This is a genomic window from Myxococcus sp. AB036A (assembly GCF_006547355.1).
Classification (GTDB): Bacteria; Myxococcota; Myxococcia; order Myxococcales; family Myxococcaceae; genus Myxococcus; species Myxococcus virescens.
The window spans coordinates 97,330-115,281 of the sequence record NZ_VHLC01000017.1; the positions used below are offsets into that span (position 1 = coordinate 97,330).

Sequence of the window (17,952 nt, forward strand, 5' to 3'; positions counted from 1 at the left end):
TGTTCGACGTGCCTTGAAGTGGTACGCACGGACCTGTTGCAAGGCTCCTTTTCCCAAGGACAGTTTCACATGGAAAAGACCCCCGCTACCGGCTCGGCGGTTGCTCCGCCGCCCGTGGAGTATGGGACGGACAGCATTACCAAGCTCGAGGGCCGCGAGGCGGTCCGGAAGCGCCCCGGCATGTACATCGGCGACACGATGGCCTACGGGCTCCACAAGCTCGTGTACGAGGTCGTCGACAACGCGGTGGACGAGTCGCTGGCCGGGCACTGCACCGACATCGAGGTCGTCATCCACGTGGATGGCTCCCTGAGCGTGCAGGACAACGGGCGCGGCATCCCCGTGGGCCCGCACCCCAAGTTCCCCGGCAAGGACACCCTGGAGGTCGTCCTCACGGAGCTGCACGCCGGCAGCAAGTTCGGCAACGGCGCGTACAAGGTCTCCGGCGGCCTCCACGGCGTGGGCGTCACCTGCGTCAACTTCCTCTCGGAGTGGTTCAAGGTCCGCGTCCACCGCAACGGCATTGTCTACGAGCAGTCCTACGCGCAGGGCGTCCCGGACACCCCGCCGCGCGAGGTGGGCACCACCGACAAGCGCGGTACGCACATCGCCTTCAAGCCGGACGCCACGGTGATGGAGCTGGTGGAATTCAACTTCGAGACGCTCAGCCAGCGTCTGCGCGAGCTGGCCTTCCTCAACGCCGGCCTGCACATCACCGTCCGCGATGAGCGCACGAACAAGGAGCACGACTTCAAGTTCGACGGCGGCATCTCCTCGTTCGTGGAGTACCTCAACAAGTCGAAGCAGACGCTCCACGACAAGCCCATCGCCTTCAGCACGGAGCGCGAGGGCGTCATGCTCGACATCGCGATGCAGTGGAATGACGGCTACGACGAGCGCATCTACACCTTCGCGAACAACATCAACACCCACGAGGGTGGCAGTCACCTGTCCGGCTTCAAGGCGGCGCTGACGCGCACGCTCAACAGCTACGCGGAGAAGGGCAGCCTCTGGAAGGACCTCAAGGAGACGCCCACCGGCGAGGACGCGCGTGAAGGCCTGTCCGCCGTCATCTCCGTCAAGCTGACCAACCCCCAGTTCGAGGGTCAGACGAAGACGAAGCTGGGCAACAGCGAGGTGAAGGGTCTGGTCGAGCAGATGGTGAACGACCAGCTCGGCTCCTTCCTGGAAGAGACGCCCGTGGTCGCCAAGAAGGTCGTGGCGAAGATTGGCGACGCCTGCCGGGCGCGTTTGGCCGCGCGCAAGGCGCGTGAGACGGTGCGCCGCAAGGGCGTGCTGGACGGCGGCGGGCTCCCCGGAAAGCTGGCGGACTGTCAGAGCCGCGACCCGAACGAGAGCGAGCTCTACATCGTGGAGGGCGACTCCGCAGGTGGCTCCGCGAAGCAGGGCCGGGACCGGCGCAACCAGGCCATCCTTCCGCTGCGCGGCAAGATTCTCAACGTGGAGAAGGCCCGCTTCGAGAAGATGCTCACCAGCGCCGAAATCGTGACGCTGATTACGGCATTGGGCACGGGCATCGGCGCGGAGGACTACGACCCGGAGAAGGCGCGCTACCACCGCATCATCCTGATGACGGACGCCGACGTGGACGGCAGCCACATCCGCACGCTGCTGCTCACCTTCTTCTTCCGGCAGATGCCGGAGCTCTTGCAGAAGGGCTACCTCTACATCGCGCAGCCGCCGCTCTACAAAGTCACGCGCAACAAGAAGGACCAGTACGTCAAGGACGAGCACGCGCTGAACGAGTACCTGCTCAAGATTGCCTCCGAGCACGCGCGGGTACTGACGCCCGAGGGCGAGCTGGGCGGCGCGGAGCTGAAGGCGCTGCTGGAGAAGGTGATTACGTACGAGGAGCGCCTGGAGAAGCAGGCCAAGCGCCGGGACGCGCGGGTGGTGGATGCGCTGGTGCAGGGCGCGCGGCTGTCGGCGGAGACGCTGACGGACGAGGCGGCCCTGGAGGCGGCGGTGAAGGCCGCCTATGACACCTTCGAGCGCCGCATGCCGGACGTGCTGGGCCGCGTGCGCCACGAGCTGGTGCAGGACCCCGAGCACCACACCAAGAAGCTGGTGTTCCACACCGACGTGAATGGCGCCATGCGGGAGACGGTGCTCGACCACGCCTTCCTGTCGTCGCCGGAGTACCTGGAGCTGTCGTCGCTGCGCGACGCCTTCGTGGCGCTGGGCAAGGCGCCGTACAAGGTTCGCGTGGACGCGGGGGAAATCACCGTCTTCTCCGTGCAGGAGGTGCTCGCCGCCGTTCGCAAGGACGCGCAGCGCGGCCTGGGCCTGCAGCGCTACAAGGGTCTGGGTGAGATGAACCCGGAGCAGCTCTGGGACACGACGATGAACCCGGCCACGCGCACGCTGCTCCAGGTGCGGGTGGAGGACGCGGTGGAGAGCGACGAAATCTTCTCGCTGCTGATGGGCGAGGCGGTGGAGCCGCGGCGCGAGTTCATCGAGCGCAACGCCCTGGACGTGCAGAACCTGGACATCTGAGTCCGTCCCAGGAAAGACGCGTGGGCCCGGTGCCCCCTCGGCCCCGCGCCCACGTGCCTTTCCCGTCCTTGTCGAGCCGGGCCTCCGCGCTGCCGGGCCCTCGCTAGCCCTTACGTCAGGAAGCCGGCCCCCTTCGCTGAAGCCGCGGGGCGCCGGTGCACCGTAAGGTAGTCACCGTTCCTCCGGCCCAGCCCGGCGTCCTCCGTGGCGCCGCGAATGCTCGCCTCACCTGCTGGCGCCCCAGGAGGTGCGCGGCGGGCTGCCTGTGCGGCTGCTACCGCTCCGAGCGGCGTGAGCCCTTCAGGGCCTCCGCGCGCTCCTTGCCTGACATGGCCGTCACGTCGACGATGTCCACCTCGAAGGCGCCCCGGTTGTCGTCCACCTTCATGTCGGGGAAGGTGCAGTGCAGGTTCTCCGTGCCCGTCAACTGGTAGCGCTTGCCGGTCTGGAGGATGCGGTGGGTGGCGCGCACGGATTCGGGCGCCGGGCCGCGCTCCATGCACAGCACCTGGCGGATGCGGCCATTGGGGCCGGAGCGCAGCTCCGCGAAGTCGTCTCGCACGGTGAGCAGGTAGGTGGAGTCCGGGTTGAGGCCGCGCAGCACCATCTGGTGCTCGGCCTTCAGCGGCACCGCGTTTTCCTTCGCGTCGAAGGTGAACGAGCGCGGCGGCACGTAGGCGGACTGGCGGACGTTGATGCGGATGGCGCCGCTGTTGTCGTCCAGTCCGCCGTCATCCAGCGCGAAGACGTGGAGTTTCCGGGCGCCCTTGATGGTGCGCGTTGACGTGCCGAGCAGGCCGAAGCTGCTGTCCACCGGTCCGTCGCCTTCGATGAGGTAGGCCAGCGTGCCGGAGGCGGTGCCCCGGCCCTCGGCCAGGGACGCGCTGCCCTGCGTCCACACCGAGTACGTCGTGCCGGGGTTCAGCTCGATGCTGGCGGTGTTGTATTCGGGCAGGGGGACGGCGTTGTACTGGGGGCGCAGCACCAGCACGCGGGTGGGGTAGTCCACCGCGTGCATCGTCCGCTGCGGCGCGTCCTCCTCCACGGGACCGTCCTGTGCGACCGCCACCTCCGGGCTGGCGCCCGCGTCCTCCTGCGCGCTGGGGCCCCCGTCCTCCGGCGTGGCGGCGCCTTCCGCCACCACCGCGGCGCCCGCGTTCCCTGGCGCCGCCACGGCCACTTCGACGGGCGGCGGGGGCGCGGCGATGGGCTTCAGCTCCGCCGTCAGCGGCTCCACCAGGTTCGACGTGGGCGTGAAGCGCTTCGTCCAGGGCAGGTGGCCGGGCAGCGAGAGGGCCAGCGTGTTGGCCTCGCCAATCTTGACCTCCACCATCAGCGGCGTGACGCCCTTGAGCTCCTGGTCGTTGAGCCGCACGGTGGCGCCCGCGGGCTTGGAGGCGAGCCACAGCGTGGTGGTGGATGCGTACACGTCGTCGAACGTGGACTCGCCCGCGATGACGAGCTTGTAGAACACACCGACGAGGAACAGCGCGGCGGTGGCGTAGACGATGGACATCGTCACGACGCGCGCCTTCTCCTTCCCCTTCGCCACGCGCGCGGCTTCTTCGCGCGCCAGCGTGTCCCGGGCGTCGTCCACGGAGGTGCGGTAGCCCTTGCCAGTCCAGGTGCCCACCGGATGCGCCTCGGTGGTGGGCTCCTGGCTCTTGGCGGCGGGCACTTCGATGGGCGTGTCGCGCGGCGCGGCCTGGGTGGGCGCGGGTGCATCACCCGCGTCGGTGCTGGGCTCTTCGTCCAGCGCCGGCACGGGGGGGCCGGGGCGCTCGGAGGTGTATGTCCTGCGGACGCCACCCTCGGAGCGGGGGAGCTGGGACTGGGTCACCCGCCGCACGCCGCTGCTCGTGGGACGGCGTGCTCCTGGGGTGCTCGCAGAGGGGCGACGGCCTCCTTCGCTGCCGGGCCGTCCGCTGTCGCTGCCAGGGCGGCCTCCGTCACTGCCCGGGCGGCTGCGCACGCCGGGGCTGGAGCCCCGCGAGGCGTTGCTGGGCGGGGGCCGCGCGCGTCCCTGGGACGCCGTTTCGGTGACGCCCGTCTGCCAGGCGGTGAGCTGCTCCTGGAAGGCGGGGGGCACCTCCACCCGGCGGCCCTCGGCGGCCAGCTCCTCCGGGAAGAGGTGCGCCATGAGCTGCGACAGCAGGGTGGGGGTGAAGCGCGGGTTGTCGCGGTAGAGCAGCTCCACCAGCGACTCGCTCAGGTCCTTCGCCGTCTGGTAGCGCGCCTCACGGTCCAGCGCCATGGCGTGGGAGATGACCGTCTCCACGTCCTCGCTGACGGTGGGGTTGAGCGCGGACGGCGGCAGGCGGTCGCCCACGAGGATGCGGGGCAGGACGGTGACGAACTCCCCTTCATAGGGACGCTTGCCGCACACCATCTCGTAGAGGACGACGCCCGCGGCGTACACGTCGGTGCGCGCGTCCAGGTCCTGCCGGCCCTGTGCCTGCTCCGGGGAGAAGTACGGGTACTTGCCCTTGAGGGTGCCGGGAGACGTCTTCGCCTCCACCGCGCTCGTCACCTTGGCGATGCCGAAGTCGATGACCTTGACCTCGCCCTCATAGGAGATGAGGACGTTGTCCGGGGACACGTCGCGGTGCACCAGGCCCAGCGCCTGCCCGTCCTCGCCCACGTGTCGGTGCGCGTAGTCCAGGCCGTCACACAGCTTGCTGGCCACGTGGAGCGCCAGCGGCTCCGGGAAGGACGCCATGCCCATCCGCTGGGCGCGGCGCAGCACCTTGGACAAGGGCTGGCCCTGCACCAGCTCCATGGCGATGAAGTACTGCCCGTCCACCTCACCGAAGTCGAAAATCTGCGCGATGTTGCTGTGGCTCATGCTGGCCACCACGCGCGCCTCGCCGACGAACATCTCGACGAAGTCCGCATCGTCGACGAAGTGCGGGAGGATCTGCTTGATGACGCAGGGCTTGGTGACGCCCGCCGCCCCCGTCATCCGCGCGCGGTAGGTGACGGCCATCCCCCCCGCGGCGATCTTCGAGAGGAGGACGTATTTACCGAAGTGCTGAGGGCTGTTTTCCGCCACGGGGTAGGAGCATACCTTCCTTCCTGGGAAAGTCCCGGTTCCGGATTGCGCTCTGTACGAAGTTTTTCAGGGTTACCAAGGTGTGAGGCTTCACATTTCTTCACGCGGGGCGCCTGCCGTGGACCGCCCCGGCGCGGTTATCTAGCGGACCTGCCTGCGCTTGCCGGCAGGCGGGGGCGGCCGGCCCCTCGCTGAGAAAGAGGCGTCGCCGATGGTGTCCGAGCTCCCCCTTCGCTCGCGGTGGGGCGCCGTGTGTCTGAGTGGAGTGCTGCTGTTCTCGACGCCGGGCCAGGCCCGCGCTGGGGACGGGAGCCCGGAAGTCCCCGTGGATGCGCCCCTCCAGGCGCATGTGGGGCTTTCCCAGCAGTCGTTGGCGCAGGTGCCCCCGCCGCCCCCGGAGCGCCCCGATTTCAAGCCGCTCGCGGTGGCGGTGGCGGTGGTGCCGGGGTTGCTCTTCCATGGGCTGGGGCCTCTGGTGGCGGGGGACCGTCACACGGCGAAGCGGCTCTTCGCGTTGGAGGGCGCGGGCCTGGGGCTCATCGCGCTGGGCGGCGTGCCCATTGCCCTCACGGGGGCCTCGCGGCGCACCATTGCCCCGCTGTACGCGGTGACGCTGGCGGGCTTCAGCGTGCTGGGCATCTCCGCGCTGGCCAACCTGTATGCGGTGACGGCGCCAGCGTTCGACGCGGGCGTCGCGCCGCCCCTGCTTCCTCCGCTGGAGTTGGAGGTGGGCTACCAGTATGTGAATGACGCTGCGTTCGACTACCGCCACTTCCTCACGGTGGGGGCGCAGGCCCGCTTCGACTCGCTGCGCCTGCTGGGCGCGGTGCGGGTGGACCCGTCCGAGGGCAACACCCAGGTGCGCCTGGGCGGGGCGTGGCGGCTGTTGGGCGCGCCGGAGCGCGCGCTGTCGGGCACGGATGGCAGCGCGCTGGACGTGGAGGCTTTTGGCCAGTTCCACCGCTACCCCACCGAGGGCTTCGCGCTCATCAGCGGAGAGGTGGCGCTGCGGGGCCGGCTGGCCATGTCGCGCATCAGCCCGGCCATGGCGGGCTCCTTCGCGGAGGTCAGCGTGGGCACGTCGGCGGAGGCCTATACGTACCCCGGCGCGGTGAGCGACGGGAACCTGCACGAGCAACTGCTCTTCACCTTCGGCTACGGCGTGTGGCTGGGCCGGGGTGGGCCGTTCCGGGGCGAGGCGATGCTCTATTACGACCACCGCAAGGACTCGTTCGCGGGCGGCATCCGCTCGCGCGGCGGCGGAATCGTGGGCGCCTTTGGCCTGAGGGGCCGGGCGCTGCTGACGGATGACTGGGGTGTCGCCGCCGAGGTGCAGGGGGGCGGCGCGTTCGTGGGCCGGCTGTCGTTGATTCGGGCCCTGGGAGGTGAGCGGTGATGCGCGTGGGAGTGATGGCGGCACTGGTGGTCGCGGGTTGCGGCATGCGGCCCGCGGAGAACCGCGCGATTGCGGATTCCAAGGTGGGCCAGGCGCAGCAGGGCGGGGTGACGCTGTCGGTGGCGGACGGGCTGGCGACGGTGCGCGAATTGGCGCCGGGCACGCTGGTGCTGTGGGGCAACGCGCCGGCCTTCACCGCCCGCATCGACGTGGGCGCCCAGGCGCCGGCCGACTGGCTGGTGACGGTGCGCAACGCGATGCCGGACGCGGTGCTGGTGGCCGAGGAGGAAGGGGGCGCGCCGCTGGCGCAGGAGGCGCTGCCGCAGGCGCTGCCCACCGTGAAGGTGTGGCGCGTGGCGCTGCGCGCGGGGACGACGGCGCGGCTGTCCGTGGCGCCGCCGGATTCCGAATCGCGCGAGCCCTTCCGCTTCCTCGCGCTGGCGGACGTGCAGGAGGCCCTGCCGCGCGTCGGCGATATCTACGCGCGCATGCGGCGGGACGACGCGGCGCGCTTCATCCTCTTCGCGGGCGACCTCACGGAGTCAGGCACGCGCGATGAGCTGACGGAGTTCCAGGAGCGGCTGGAGGCGGGCTCGCGCATTCCGCTGTACGCCACCCTGGGCAACCACGAGACGTTCACCCGCGACGCGGCGGAGTACCACGCGCTGGTGGGGCGCGGCAGCCAGAGCTTCGTCTTCAAGGGCGTGCGCTTCTCGGTGGTGGACTCCAGCAACGGCACGCTGGACCCCGGCGTGGAGGAGCAATTGGAAGGGTGGCTGGCGGCCTCGCGGGACGGCACGCACGTGGTGGCCATGCACGTGCCGCCGCAGGACCCGGTGGGCCTGCGCGGCGGCGGCTTCGCCAACCGGGGCGAGGCCGCGGGCCTGGTGGGGAAGATGGCGCGCGCGGGCGTGGACCTCACGCTCTACGGGCACATCCACTCCTACTATTCGTTCGCCAACGCCGGCATCCCCGCCTTCATCTCCGGCGGCGGCGGCGCCATTCCGGAGACATTCGACGGGGTGGGCCGGCACTTCCTGTCCGTGGATGTGAGCGCGGACGACGGCTTGCAGCAGGCGGCGCTGGTGCGCGTGGATTGATCCGCAGGGGTGCTGTTTTAGCCTACCCTCTTGATCTGACACTGAACATCTGGGCAGATAGGGGCCACCTTCCCGCAAGGAGCCAGGAGGCCCGCGCATGTTCGACTCGAACGAGAACGACCCCATTTCCCCGGCGCTGCGTGCGCTGCTCGAGCTGTTCACCACGGAGCTGGCGGAGGTCCGCTTCCCGGACATGAACGGCGAGGTGCTGGACGCCGCGGCCGAACAGGTGCGGGCGCAGGCGGAGGCCGTGGCGCGGGCGCAGGCGGCGCTGGAGTCCGCGCGGCAGGCGCTGCACGAAAGCCAGGAGGCGTTGCTCCAGAAGGGCCAGCGGGCGCTGGCGTACGCGCGTGTCTTCTCCGAGGAGAACGTGGAGCTGAGCGCGCGGCTGGACGGCATCCATCTGCCGCGCGCGGCGCGCAAGGGCGCCCGGGCTGACGGCGGGGCGGTGGACTCCGCGAGCGCGGCGCAGGGCAACGATGAGAACGCGCCCCGCCGCCGGGGCCGTCCTCCCAAGGCCCGCGCCGCCGCGGGTGCGTCCCTGTTCGCGGATGGGTCCTCGCCGGAGGCGCTCGCCGCCGCGGCGCACCACACCGGCAACGGCATGTTGTCCGAGGCCTGAGCGGGCCGCGGATAAACGAAGCCGCCCGGTGTGTCGCGGCCACCGGACGGCCTCGCGAGGACTGGCGCATCAGTTGGGCAGGAACACCGCCCGGACGCAGCCGTCCTGCTTCTTCTTGAAGAGCTCGTACCCCTTCGGCGCGTCCTCCAGGGAGAAGCGGTGGGTGGCGAGGAAGGACGGGTCCAGCTCGCCCTTCACCACGTGCTCCAGCAGGCGCGGCAGGTACTTCTGTCCGTGCTGCTGGGCGGAGCGGACCGTGAGGCCCTTGTTCATGATGGCGCCCAGGGGGAACGCGTCCATGAAGCCGTAGACGCCCACCACGGACAGGATGCCGCCCTTGCGGCACGCGAGGATGGCCTGCCGCAGCGCCTGCCCCCGGTCCGTCTGGAGCCGCATCGCCTGTTTCGCGCGGTCATACGCGGCGCCCACGCCCGTGCCGTGGGCCTCCATGCCCACCGCGTCGATGCAGGCGTCGGGGCCTCGGCCGCCGGTGAGCTCCTTCAACACGTCGAGGACGCTGTCCACCTCTTCGTAGCTGATGGTCTCCGCGCCCACCTTCTCCCGCGCCAGCTTCAGTCTTTCGGGGAAGCGGTCGATGCCAATCACCCGCTCGGCGCCGAGGAGGAACGCGGCCTTCTGCGCCATCAGCCCCACGCCGCCGCAGCCCCACACGGCCACCGTCTGGCCGGGTTGGATGTCGCAGAAGTCCGCGCCCATGTAGCCGGTGGGCACGGCGTCGGAGAGGAACAGCGCCTGTTCATCCGTCACGCCTTCGGGCACCCGGAAGCAGTCGTTGTCCGCGTGAGGGACGCGGACGAACTGCGCATGCGCGCCCGCGTAGCCGCCGAAGGCGTGGGTGTAGCCGTAGATGCCCGCGGTCTGGTAGCCGAACAGCGGCTCCTGCAATTCGCCCTTGGGATTGGTGTTGTCGCAGAGGGACCAGAGGTCGTGCTGGCAGTACCAGCAACTGCCGCAGCCGATGAAGGATGGGACGACGACGCGGTCACCCACCTGGACCTTCTTCACCGCGGGGCCCTTCTCCACGACGGTGCCCATGAACTCGTGGCCGATGACGTCTCCCTTGCGCATCGTCGGGATGTAGCCGTCGATGAAGTGGAGGTCGGAGCCGCAGGTGGTGGACATCCTCACCTGGAGGATGACGTCGTGCGGGTTGACGATGCGAGGGTCCCCCACCGTCTCCACGCCCAGGTCGTTGATGCCGTTCCAGCAGAGTGCGCGCATGGGCAGGTTCCTCAGTAGGAGTAGCCGCCCTCACGAGCGGCGGGGTTGGGCCGGGTGGTGGGAATCTCGCCCGTCTCGACGAGGCTCTTGAATCGCTTGAGGGCCTTGAGCGCGAGCGCGGCGGGCACGGCGCCGAGCAACTGCACGGCCTTCTCGCCCACGACGCCGCCCGGCGGGTCGAAGACGAAGCGCAGCGTCACCGCCGTGCCCCAGTCCCGCGGCGCGGGGCGGAAGCGCACCCAGCCTTCGTTGGGCAGGGCCGTGTCCCCCACGGAGTGCCAGCGCAGCAGCTCACCGGGGTGCTCCTCCACCACCTCCGCGTCCCATTCGAAGCCCGCGCCGAGCACGCCCGGCACCTTCCAGTGCTGCAGGCTATCGCCGGAGGACGTGACGTCGGCGAAGTGTCCCATCACCTGGTTGAGCGTCTCCGCGTCGCACCAGCGGCGATACAGCGCCTCCGGCGTGCCTTGGATGGTGATGGAGCGCTGGAGCACCGTCAGTTCGACGGTGGCGTCCCGGCCACGTTGCCGGCGGAGCTTCCGGACGACGACGCCGTGCTTGTGGACGTGGGGTTCCTGCTCGGTCCGGGTGCCGCGGAAGAGCAGGCCGCCGCCGGCCAGGGCCATGGCCACGCCGCCCAGCTTGCCTCGCCGGAGGCCCAGCGTGAGCAGGGCGCCGCCCGCGAGCGCGGAGACGAGCTGCGGAAGGCGCTCCTCCGAGGTGCGCTGGAGGCCGCGTCCAGTCCGTCCCCATCGCTGGCCTCCGAGGCGTCCGCCACGTGGAGACACGGCGGGAAAGCGGGCTCCTGGCTGCTGAATCGTGTCACGCATGGCGGTGGCTCCTCCTGGGCAGGCAGGAGTCGAGCCCGCCACCGGAAACGTTGGGGGAGCCACCGGGGATGACAACCCCGTGGGCGCGTGCCGCGCGGGGTGGGGGGCCCAGGGCCGCCAGCAGGCTCCGGGCCCTGCAAAGGCCACGGCCCGGCCGGGTGCCGTCGCCGGAGCCCCCCTCCGCGCGCTGCACTCGACCGGGCCATGGGACCGGGCTCCCCACCCGCGTTCGGTGGAGGGGCCCGGCTCAGCTCTGCGGGGGGACCTCAGTCCTGCGGGAAGGCCGTCCAGCCAGCCAGCCAGTTGGTGGTGCCCACCGCGCCGACGAAGCGCGCGGAGGTGTCGAAGCCCGCCGGCGGCGTGGCGGCGGCGTCCGGGTTGAGCGCGGGCGAACCGGTCACCGGCATGAAGTTCGGCGCCGTCAGGTGGGTCGCGTCGGTGAGCTGCGGATCCACCACGCGGTTGTTCAGCGCGGAGGCGAGCACGCGCTCGGGCTCGTTGAAGTTGGACACGTCCGGGTTGGTGATGTTGCCGCCAGCGTCCACGGTCGGGTTCGGCGCCGCGGGGATGGAGACGTTGTCGCCGCGGTTGTTCCAGAAGAAGGTGTTGCGCAGGTACAGCTCCGGCGTGGCCGCGTTCCACAGGGCCGCGGAGGCCGTGCCGCTCACGTCCACCGCCAGGTCGGCGAAGTGGGCCACGATGACGTTGTTCAACTTCCCGCCCGCGCCGGTGTTGAACACCATGCCCGACTGCGCGGGGCTGGTGCCCGCCGGACGGCCGGAGCCGATGAAGGTCGCGTTCCAGATTTCCGGCGCGGACCGCGGCGTGGCCGCGTTGTCGTTCTTGTTGCCGGAGGCCTCGATGCCGAAGTTGCCCACCACCGCGTTCTGCTGCGCGATGAAGAACTGAATCTTCCCGTTGTAGCCCAGGTCGTAGTCCAGCGAGTCATCGTCCGTCTGGGTGACGACGGCGTGCTTCAGGTTGGCCGAGCCGCCGAAGAACTCCACGCCGTCATCCGCGCCCATGTGGACCTGGATGTAGTCCAGGTCGGTGTCCGAGCCGCAGCCGGCCACGGTGAGGCCGTTGAGCTCGTTGTCCTCGGACAGCTCGAAGCCGGCGAACTCGATGCGCGCGTAGTTCAGCTTGCCGCAGTCGTGCGCGTCGTCCGGGTTGGCGCCGCCACCGTACTGGGTCAGCGGGTTGTTGCCGGAGGCGAAGAAGCCCTCCACCGTGTTCTCGCCGCCCGCCACGTTGATGCGGCCCTTGCCGAGCAGCACCACGCCGCCCCAGTTGCCGGGCTCGCGGCTGCCCACGGGCCGCGAGCTGGTGAAGACGATGGGGGCCTGCGCCGTGCCCACCGCGTGAATCTTCGCGTTGCGGGTGATGATGAGCGCGCTGCCCTGGTCGCCCAGGATGCGGGTCCCCGGCTCGATGGTGAGCGTGCCGCTCTCCACGAAGATGTAGTTCTTCAGCGTGTACGTGACGCCCGCCTTCCAGGTGGTGTCCTGGGTGATGTTGGCGGACACGTTCTCGGTGGTGTCCGTCGGCGGCGGGTTGGGGTTGTTGGGCGTGTTGTCGTCGTCGCCGCAGGCAGACGTCAGGGAGAGGGCGGAGAGCGTCAGGAGGGAGGCAAAGAGGCGCTTCATGGGTGTGCTTCCTTCTGCGGGTTAGAGGGACCAGCCCAGCGACGCGCTGAAGGCGACGCCGGGTTTGTACGTCTGCACGTCCACCGACTCCTGACGGAGGGTGACGCTCGAGTTGAGGAGGTTGGCCGCGGTGAGCTTGAGCTGCGCCGAGCCGAGCTGCTGGGTCAGCGAGATGTCCACGCGGTGGAAGGGCACTTCGTAGATGTCCGGCAGGCCCTGGACGCCCACTTCGCTGATGCGGCGGCCGTACACGTTGTAGAGGACGGTCAGCTCCGTGCCGCTTTCGGGGCGCGAGTAACCGACGTTGAGGTTGATGACGTACGGGGACTGGCCCTGGAGGGGGCGGTTCCGGTTCGTCTGCGCGCCCACCACGTTGGGGTCACCCAGGTCCACGTCGGACTGGATGAGCGTGAGGTTGGCGCCCACGCGCACGGCCTTCAGCGTCTCCGTGAGACGGGCCAGCGACGCGCGCGCCTCCAGCTCCAGGCCGTAGGTGTTGGCACCCGCGGCGTTCTCGAAGCTGAGGTCCCCCGACTCGGGGTTGCGGATGACGCGCTCGATGGGGTCCTGGAAGCGCTTGTAGAAGGCGCTGGCGGCCAGGACTTCGTTCTCACCCGCGAACCACTCGACGCGCGCGTCGATGTTGTGGATGCGCGTCTGGAGCAGGTCCGGGTTGCCGGACACGTTCCGGCGGCGCACGAAGTCGAAGTAGATGAACGGCGCCAGCTCGCGGAAGGTGGGCCGCGCCAGCGTGTAGCTGTAGCCGGCGCGCACATTCACGGTGGGCGTCAGCGCGTAGATGGCGTTGAAGGCCGGCAGCAGGTTCATGTACTCGGCGCGGTTCTCCGTGCCGGAGGCGCCGGTGAACGGGTCCTTCAGCGTGAGCTGCTGGGTGGAGGACTCCACGCGCAGGCCGCCCACCAGGCGGAGGGCGTCTGTCGGCTGGACGTCCGCGGATGCATAGCCGGCGAAGATGCCCAGGTACGCGTCATAGGCATCGTCCGGCCGGGTGTTCTCGCGCACGCGGATGCCGGTGCCCAGGTTCTCCGGGGCGAAGAGCTGCTCGGGGGGGAGCGTGCGGTCCACCGGCGTGGTGCCCAGCAGGTAGCGGAAGCGGCGCGCACCGAAGTCACGGAAGGATACCTGGGTGAGCCCGCCCACCTTCAGCCGGACGGCGGAGAGGGGAACGGTGACGTTGACGCTGCCGCCTGTGGACGTCTCGCCCAGCTCGGCGAAGAAGCGCTCGCCGCTGTTGGGCTGGTTGGGGAAGGTGGGCGTGCCCGACGGCGCGGAGAGGTTGTCGCTGTAGAGGGTGTCGCGGGTGTCGGGCTCGTCGCGGTCCACGCGGGACAGGTTGGCCTGCCAATCCAGCTCCGCGTCCCCCAGCAGCCCCAGGCGGTGGAAGCCTCGGAGCTGGTTGAAGAAGAGCTGCCGGCTGACGAACTGCAGGCGCGTACTCTCGTAGCTCTCACCACGGACGATGTTGCTGCCGCGCGCGGTGAACGTGCGGGTGTCGGTGCCGCGGGTGTAGAGGCCGAACCAGGTCAGCTCGTTGTCGCGGTCCAACTGGAAGCCGACGCTGCCCAGGCCGCTGAGGCTGGCCGTCTCGAAGCCCTGCGTGCTGCGGGCCGCGTCGCGGGCGTTGAGCGCGCCCGTCTCGTCGCGGTCGACACGGGCGAAGGTGCCCTCCTGCACGCCGTCGCGGTGACCGTAGTTGGCGCTGGCCAGGTAGCCCAGCCGGCTGTTGCCGAAGCGCAGGGTGTCGCCCATGGACACGCCCAGGCCCATGTTGGGCAGCGCGGTGGTGCGGCGCGCCTGCCAGATGTTGGGGAAGCTGCGGTACTGCTGCTCCAGCACGTCGCTGGACTCACCCGACATCCCCAGGCCGCTGTCGCGCGGAATCGCGTTGGGGAGCTGGCGGCTCCCGCTGGGGAAGCCCAGGTTCTCACAGAAGCCGCCCTGGGCCTGGCTGTTGCGCTCGCGGAACGTCGTCTCGGAGTCGCCGGCCAGGCTGATGCGCGGCTTGAGCTCGAACTCGCTCGGGTAGGAGTTGGTTTCGATGAGCAGCGTGCCGCCGGCGAAGGTGCCGGGGAGGTCCGGTGTGTAGCTCTTCACCACGTTGAGGTTGGCGAGCAGGCTGGTGGGGAAGATGTCCAGCGGGACGCTGGGCTCGTCCGGCTCGGTGCTGGGCAGCAGCGCGCCGTTGAGCAGGGTGGTGCTGTAGCGGCCACCCAGGCCGCGCAGCAGCACGTAGCGGCCGTCCACCACCGTGGCGCTCACCACGCGCTTCACCGCGTCGGAGGCGCTGGAGTCCGGCGTGCGCGCGATTTCCTGCGCGCTGATGGCGTCCGACACGGCGGCGGCCTTCTTGCGCTCCTGGAGCAGCGCGCCCTCGGCCCGGCGGTCCGCGCGGGCCTCGACGACGACTTCCTGCACCGCGCCTTCGTCCGCGCCGAGCGCGACGTCCAGCTTCGTCGCCTTGCCCTTCGTCACCACGACGCCGGTGATGCGGCGGCCCTGGTACACGTCATAGAAGACGCGCAGGTCGTACTTCCCGGGCGGCAGCGCGACCCGGTAGAAGCCATCCAGGTCGGTGAGCACCTGCTTCTGGGCGCCCGTCACGACCTTCACGGTGGCCTCGATGAGGCCCTCTCCGTTGGCTTCGTCCGTCACGCGGCCGTAGATGCCGGTGAAGCCCGGGGGCGGCACGGCGGACTCGGCCAGCATCGCCTCGTCGTCGCTCATGCCCTCCATGGACTCATCGGCTGGCGCGGACTGCTGCGCGGTGAGGTCGGCTTCGGTGCCGGGTTGCTGCGCGGTGGGCGCGGTCGTGACGCCCGGCTGTTGCGCGGTGGGCGCGGACTCGGCGCCGGGCTGCGCGGCCGTCGGCGGCGTCACGGTGCCCGGCTGCTGCGCGGTCGGTGCAGGCTCCGTGCCCGGCTGCTGCGTGGAAGGATCATCCGCGGTGGGCGGAGCGGCAATTCCAGACGGCTGCGTCGCGGAGTCACTCGGCAGCGACGGTTGGGTTTCCTCGGATGGGGGAAGAGGTTGCGTGACGGGGTCGACCGCGGGAGCGGGAGCCGAGCCCGAAACGCCGGGCGCCTGTGCGAACACGGGCGTAGCTGTCATGACAAGCGCAGCCAGAATGGCGCGCAAGGGGGCAGTGCGAGACAACACGACACTCCTTGCCGAGGTGCGCGTAGACAACGCGACACGCATGGCATCTGGATGAAGGGGCTGTGACGATTCAGGCGGCGGACCGCAAACTTGGTGTCACGGTCCGCCGCGGCACTGCATCAATCCGCGAGCTTGTCCGGCAGCACGCCGACCGTGATGTCCCCGCCTCGCGCGAGGTCCAGCACGTCCATGGCGGCGCCGTACGGCACATCATCACTGGCGTCGAAGAACACAATCTTGTCCGGGCGCGCGTTGAGCATGCGCTGGAGCCGGGCCACGACCTGGTCGCGGGGCACTTCTTCCCGGTTGATGCGCAGCACGCCAGACTTGTCCACCGTGAGGACCACCGGTGGCTTTGCATCGGGAGGAGGCGGAGGGGCCTCCTGGTCATCGCCCTTGGCGGGCACCGTCATCCACATCTGCTTCGTCATCAGCGGAGTGACGACCATGAAGATGATGAGGAGGACGAGCACGACGTCCACCAGGGGCGTCACGTTCATCGCCGGGCGGATACTGCCCTTTCCGCCTCCGAGGTCGAATGCCATGTCGTGCGCTCCTAGTTCTTCTGCTTGTCGACGACCTGCAGGTTGATGCCGGGGAAGCCCAGCTCCTGCATCGCCTTGAAGAGGCCGCGCACCTCGGAGTAGCGCACGCCCCGGTCGGCCTTGAGCACCACGGGCGAGTCCGGGTCCTTCGCGCGCACGGCCTTCAGCTCGGCCATGAGCGCGTCGCGCTTGAGCTCCTTGCGGTCCAGGAAGAAGGCCCCGGTCGCGGACAGGCTCACCGTGGTGGGTGTCAGCTCCTTGTTCTCCTTGTCCGGGTTCGTCGCCGTGGGCAGCTCCACCGCGGCGCCGGACTCAATCTGGGGCGTGACGACCATGAAGATGATGAGGAGGACGAGCACGACGTCCACCAGGGGCGTCACGTTCATCTCCGGCGTCAGGCTCCTACGCGGGGTGGACATCGCGGGACTCCTTGCGAGCAGCCAGCTCCGGGCCCGTGGCCACCGCGGCGCCGTTGGTGGCCACGGGCTTTTGCGGCCCCAGGTCCTCCAGGTAGTCCATGAACTCGCTCCGCGCGGCGTCCAGGGAGAGCTGGAGCGAATCCGCGCGGGTGGAGAGGAAGTTGAACATCAGCACCGCGGGGATGGCGACGAGCAGACCCAGTGCCGTGACGACGAGCGCCTCGGCGATACCGGCGGACACCGCGCCCAGGCCGCCGGAGCCCTCCTTGGCGATGCCGGAGAAGGCCTCGATGATGCCCACCACCGTGCCGAGCAGACCGACGAAGGGCGCCACCGAGCCGACGGTGGCGAGCACGGACATGCCGCGGCGCACGTCGGCGCTGACGCGCTCGTTGATGCGGACCAGCTCACGGCGCGTGAGCTCCACCGGGCCCAGCTTGCCGGCCGGCACGCGGGACTTCGCGAGGAAGTGCTTCATGCCACCGCCCAGCAGCATGGCCAGGTGGCTGCCCTTGGTGGCCTCCGCCTCCTTCACCAGCGCCTCGTGCTGGTGCTGGGTGAGGAGCGGGCCGGCGCGGGACGCGAATTGCTTGGAGATGGCGCGCGAGCGGAAGAAGACGAAGAGGCGTTCGAAGAACACCGCGAGGGACGCGACGGCGAAGAGGATGAGGGTCCACGCGATGCCCAGCGCGAACACACCCATGTGGTTGTAGATGTCCCTGAGATTGAAATTCATGGCGGGTTGCTCCTGGGGGGCAGGTGCGGGTGAGGCGTTTTCGGCTTACGACTTGAGACGGAACGGAACCTTGAAGATGCGGAACACCGCGGTGGGCTGACCGCCGACGACCGCGGGCTTGAAGCGCCACGTCTTCGCGGCGGCCATGGCCGCGCTGGCGAAGGGCTCGTCGCCGCGCATCACCTTCAGTTGGCTGACGCGGCCATCCACGCCCACCACGCCCTTGAGGATGACCATGCCTTCCAGGCCCTTGGAGCGGGCCTCGGAGGGGTATTCCGGCGTGAGGTTGGAGGACAGGGGCTCCGGCGGCGTGCCGGACTCCGGGAGATTGATGGGCGCGACGCGACCGCCACCCCCGGCGAGCGTGTCACCGCCGGGGACGCCGCCCACCACACCGCCGGGAACGAGCGCGCCGGTGCCACCCACGGCGATGGGCGCGGCGGCCACCGTCTCCGTCGCGGCCTCGGGCGGCTTCTCCAGCGGCACTTCCTCTTTCTCTTATACACATCTCCGAGCCCACGAGACGCTCATGAATATCGTATGCCGTCTTCTGCTTGAAAAAAAAATACGAGAAGCGCTGAACAAAGCCTTTGCTGAAATGCGTGCTGACGGGACTGACGAAACGGTGGCGACAAAGTACTTTGATGTTGATGTTTATAGCTGTTAATCA

At 69.6% G+C, this 17,952-nt stretch carries 12 protein-coding genes and 1 pseudogene; 4 read left to right on the forward strand and 9 right to left on the reverse strand.

Annotated elements, in window-relative coordinates; genetic code table 11:
- Positions 1-69 precede the first annotated feature (69 nt).
- Positions 70-2,517 (forward strand): DNA topoisomerase (ATP-hydrolyzing) subunit B, encoded by a 2,448-nt coding sequence (gene gyrB / locus FL344_RS09920; RefSeq protein WP_141588467.1) that lies wholly within the window; start codon positions 70-72, stop codon positions 2,515-2,517.
- A 274-nt stretch (positions 2,518-2,791) separates the two neighbouring features.
- Here gyrB and FL344_RS09925 read toward each other — a convergent pair whose 3' ends face one another.
- Complete coding sequence (locus tag FL344_RS09925) at positions 2,792-5,569, reverse strand: serine/threonine-protein kinase (protein WP_141618336.1); 2,778 nt, start codon at positions 5,567-5,569, stop codon at positions 2,792-2,794.
- Positions 5,570-5,780: 211 nt separating this feature from the next.
- Here FL344_RS09925 and FL344_RS09930 point away from each other — a divergent pair, with 211 nt between their 5' ends.
- The 3 genes from FL344_RS09930 (at position 5,781) to FL344_RS09940 (ending at position 8,687) form a co-directional block, all read left to right on the forward strand.
- Entirely contained in the window at positions 5,781-6,965 is a 1,185-nt protein-coding gene (locus FL344_RS09930; RefSeq protein WP_228564916.1) for a hypothetical protein, read from the forward strand.
- Complete coding sequence (locus FL344_RS09935; protein ID WP_141618338.1) at positions 6,962-8,065, forward strand: metallophosphoesterase; 1,104 nt, start codon at positions 6,962-6,964, stop codon at positions 8,063-8,065. Before FL344_RS09930 ends, FL344_RS09935 begins: the two co-directional genes overlap by 4 nt.
- Before the next feature lie 97 nt (positions 8,066-8,162).
- A complete protein-coding gene (locus tag FL344_RS09940) occupies positions 8,163-8,687 on the forward strand; it encodes a hypothetical protein (RefSeq protein WP_090490915.1) in 525 nt (174 codons plus the stop codon).
- Between the two features lie 69 nt (positions 8,688-8,756).
- Here FL344_RS09940 and FL344_RS09945 read toward each other — a convergent pair whose 3' ends face one another.
- From FL344_RS09945 to FL344_RS09980, 8 genes and pseudogenes are all read right to left on the reverse strand, one after another.
- Positions 8,757-9,929, reverse strand: coding sequence for a zinc-dependent alcohol dehydrogenase (locus tag FL344_RS09945; RefSeq protein ID WP_141588471.1), 1,173 nt, complete (start codon positions 9,927-9,929; stop codon positions 8,757-8,759).
- An 11-nt stretch (positions 9,930-9,940) separates the two neighbouring features.
- On the reverse strand, positions 9,941-10,759 hold the full coding sequence (locus FL344_RS09950; RefSeq protein WP_141618339.1) for an SRPBCC family protein: 819 nt from the start codon (positions 10,757-10,759) through the stop codon (positions 9,941-9,943).
- 266 nt (positions 10,760-11,025) lie between these two features.
- Complete coding sequence (locus tag FL344_RS09955) at positions 11,026-12,405, reverse strand: hypothetical protein (protein ID WP_141618340.1); 1,380 nt, start codon at positions 12,403-12,405, stop codon at positions 11,026-11,028.
- A gap of 21 nt (positions 12,406-12,426) precedes the next feature.
- Complete coding sequence (locus FL344_RS09960) at positions 12,427-15,624, reverse strand: TonB-dependent receptor (protein ID WP_141618341.1); 3,198 nt, start codon at positions 15,622-15,624, stop codon at positions 12,427-12,429.
- Positions 15,625-15,701: 77 nt separating this feature from the next.
- Positions 15,702-16,127 carry a biopolymer transporter ExbD gene (locus FL344_RS09965; RefSeq protein ID WP_011550418.1) on the reverse strand — a complete coding sequence of 142 codons (426 nt, stop codon included), beginning with the start codon at positions 16,125-16,127 and terminating at the stop codon, positions 15,702-15,704.
- Between the two features lie 11 nt (positions 16,128-16,138).
- The gene (locus FL344_RS09970) at positions 16,139-16,546 is read right to left on the reverse strand and encodes a biopolymer transporter ExbD (RefSeq protein WP_011550419.1); all 408 of its coding nucleotides are present in this window, start codon (positions 16,544-16,546) and stop codon (positions 16,139-16,141) included.
- Positions 16,530-17,282 carry a MotA/TolQ/ExbB proton channel family protein gene (locus tag FL344_RS09975; protein WP_141588475.1) on the reverse strand — a complete coding sequence of 251 codons (753 nt, stop codon included), beginning with the start codon at positions 17,280-17,282 and terminating at the stop codon, positions 16,530-16,532. The genes FL344_RS09970 and FL344_RS09975 overlap by 17 nt, the downstream gene beginning before the upstream one ends.
- A 45-nt stretch (positions 17,283-17,327) precedes the next feature.
- Positions 17,328-17,774: pseudogene (locus FL344_RS09980) on the reverse strand (energy transducer TonB); the annotation flags it as partial.
- Positions 17,775-17,952 lie beyond the last annotated feature (178 nt).

Excerpts from the sequence above, each read along its gene's own strand:
- FL344_RS09960 (WP_141618341.1), bottom strand. The coding sequence starts at position 15,624 with ATGCGTGTCGCGTTGTCTACGCGCACCTCGGCAAGGAGTGTCGTGTTG.
- gyrB (WP_141588467.1), top strand. The coding sequence starts at position 70 with ATGGAAAAGACCCCCGCTACCGGCTCGGCGGTTGCTCCGCCGCCCGTG.
- FL344_RS09945 (WP_141588471.1), bottom strand. The coding sequence starts at position 9,929 with ATGCGCGCACTCTGCTGGAACGGCATCAACGACCTGGGCGTGGAGACG.
- FL344_RS09940 (WP_090490915.1), top strand. The coding sequence starts at position 8,163 with ATGTTCGACTCGAACGAGAACGACCCCATTTCCCCGGCGCTGCGTGCG.
- FL344_RS09970 (WP_011550419.1), bottom strand. The coding sequence starts at position 16,546 with ATGTCCACCCCGCGTAGGAGCCTGACGCCGGAGATGAACGTGACGCCC.
- FL344_RS09965 (WP_011550418.1), bottom strand. The coding sequence starts at position 16,127 with ATGGCATTCGACCTCGGAGGCGGAAAGGGCAGTATCCGCCCGGCGATG.
- FL344_RS09975 (WP_141588475.1), bottom strand. The coding sequence starts at position 17,282 with ATGAATTTCAATCTCAGGGACATCTACAACCACATGGGTGTGTTCGCG.
- FL344_RS09930 (WP_228564916.1), top strand. The coding sequence starts at position 5,781 with ATGGTGTCCGAGCTCCCCCTTCGCTCGCGGTGGGGCGCCGTGTGTCTG.
- FL344_RS09950 (WP_141618339.1), bottom strand. The coding sequence starts at position 10,759 with ATGCGTGACACGATTCAGCAGCCAGGAGCCCGCTTTCCCGCCGTGTCT.
- FL344_RS09955 (WP_141618340.1), bottom strand. The coding sequence starts at position 12,405 with ATGAAGCGCCTCTTTGCCTCCCTCCTGACGCTCTCCGCCCTCTCCCTG.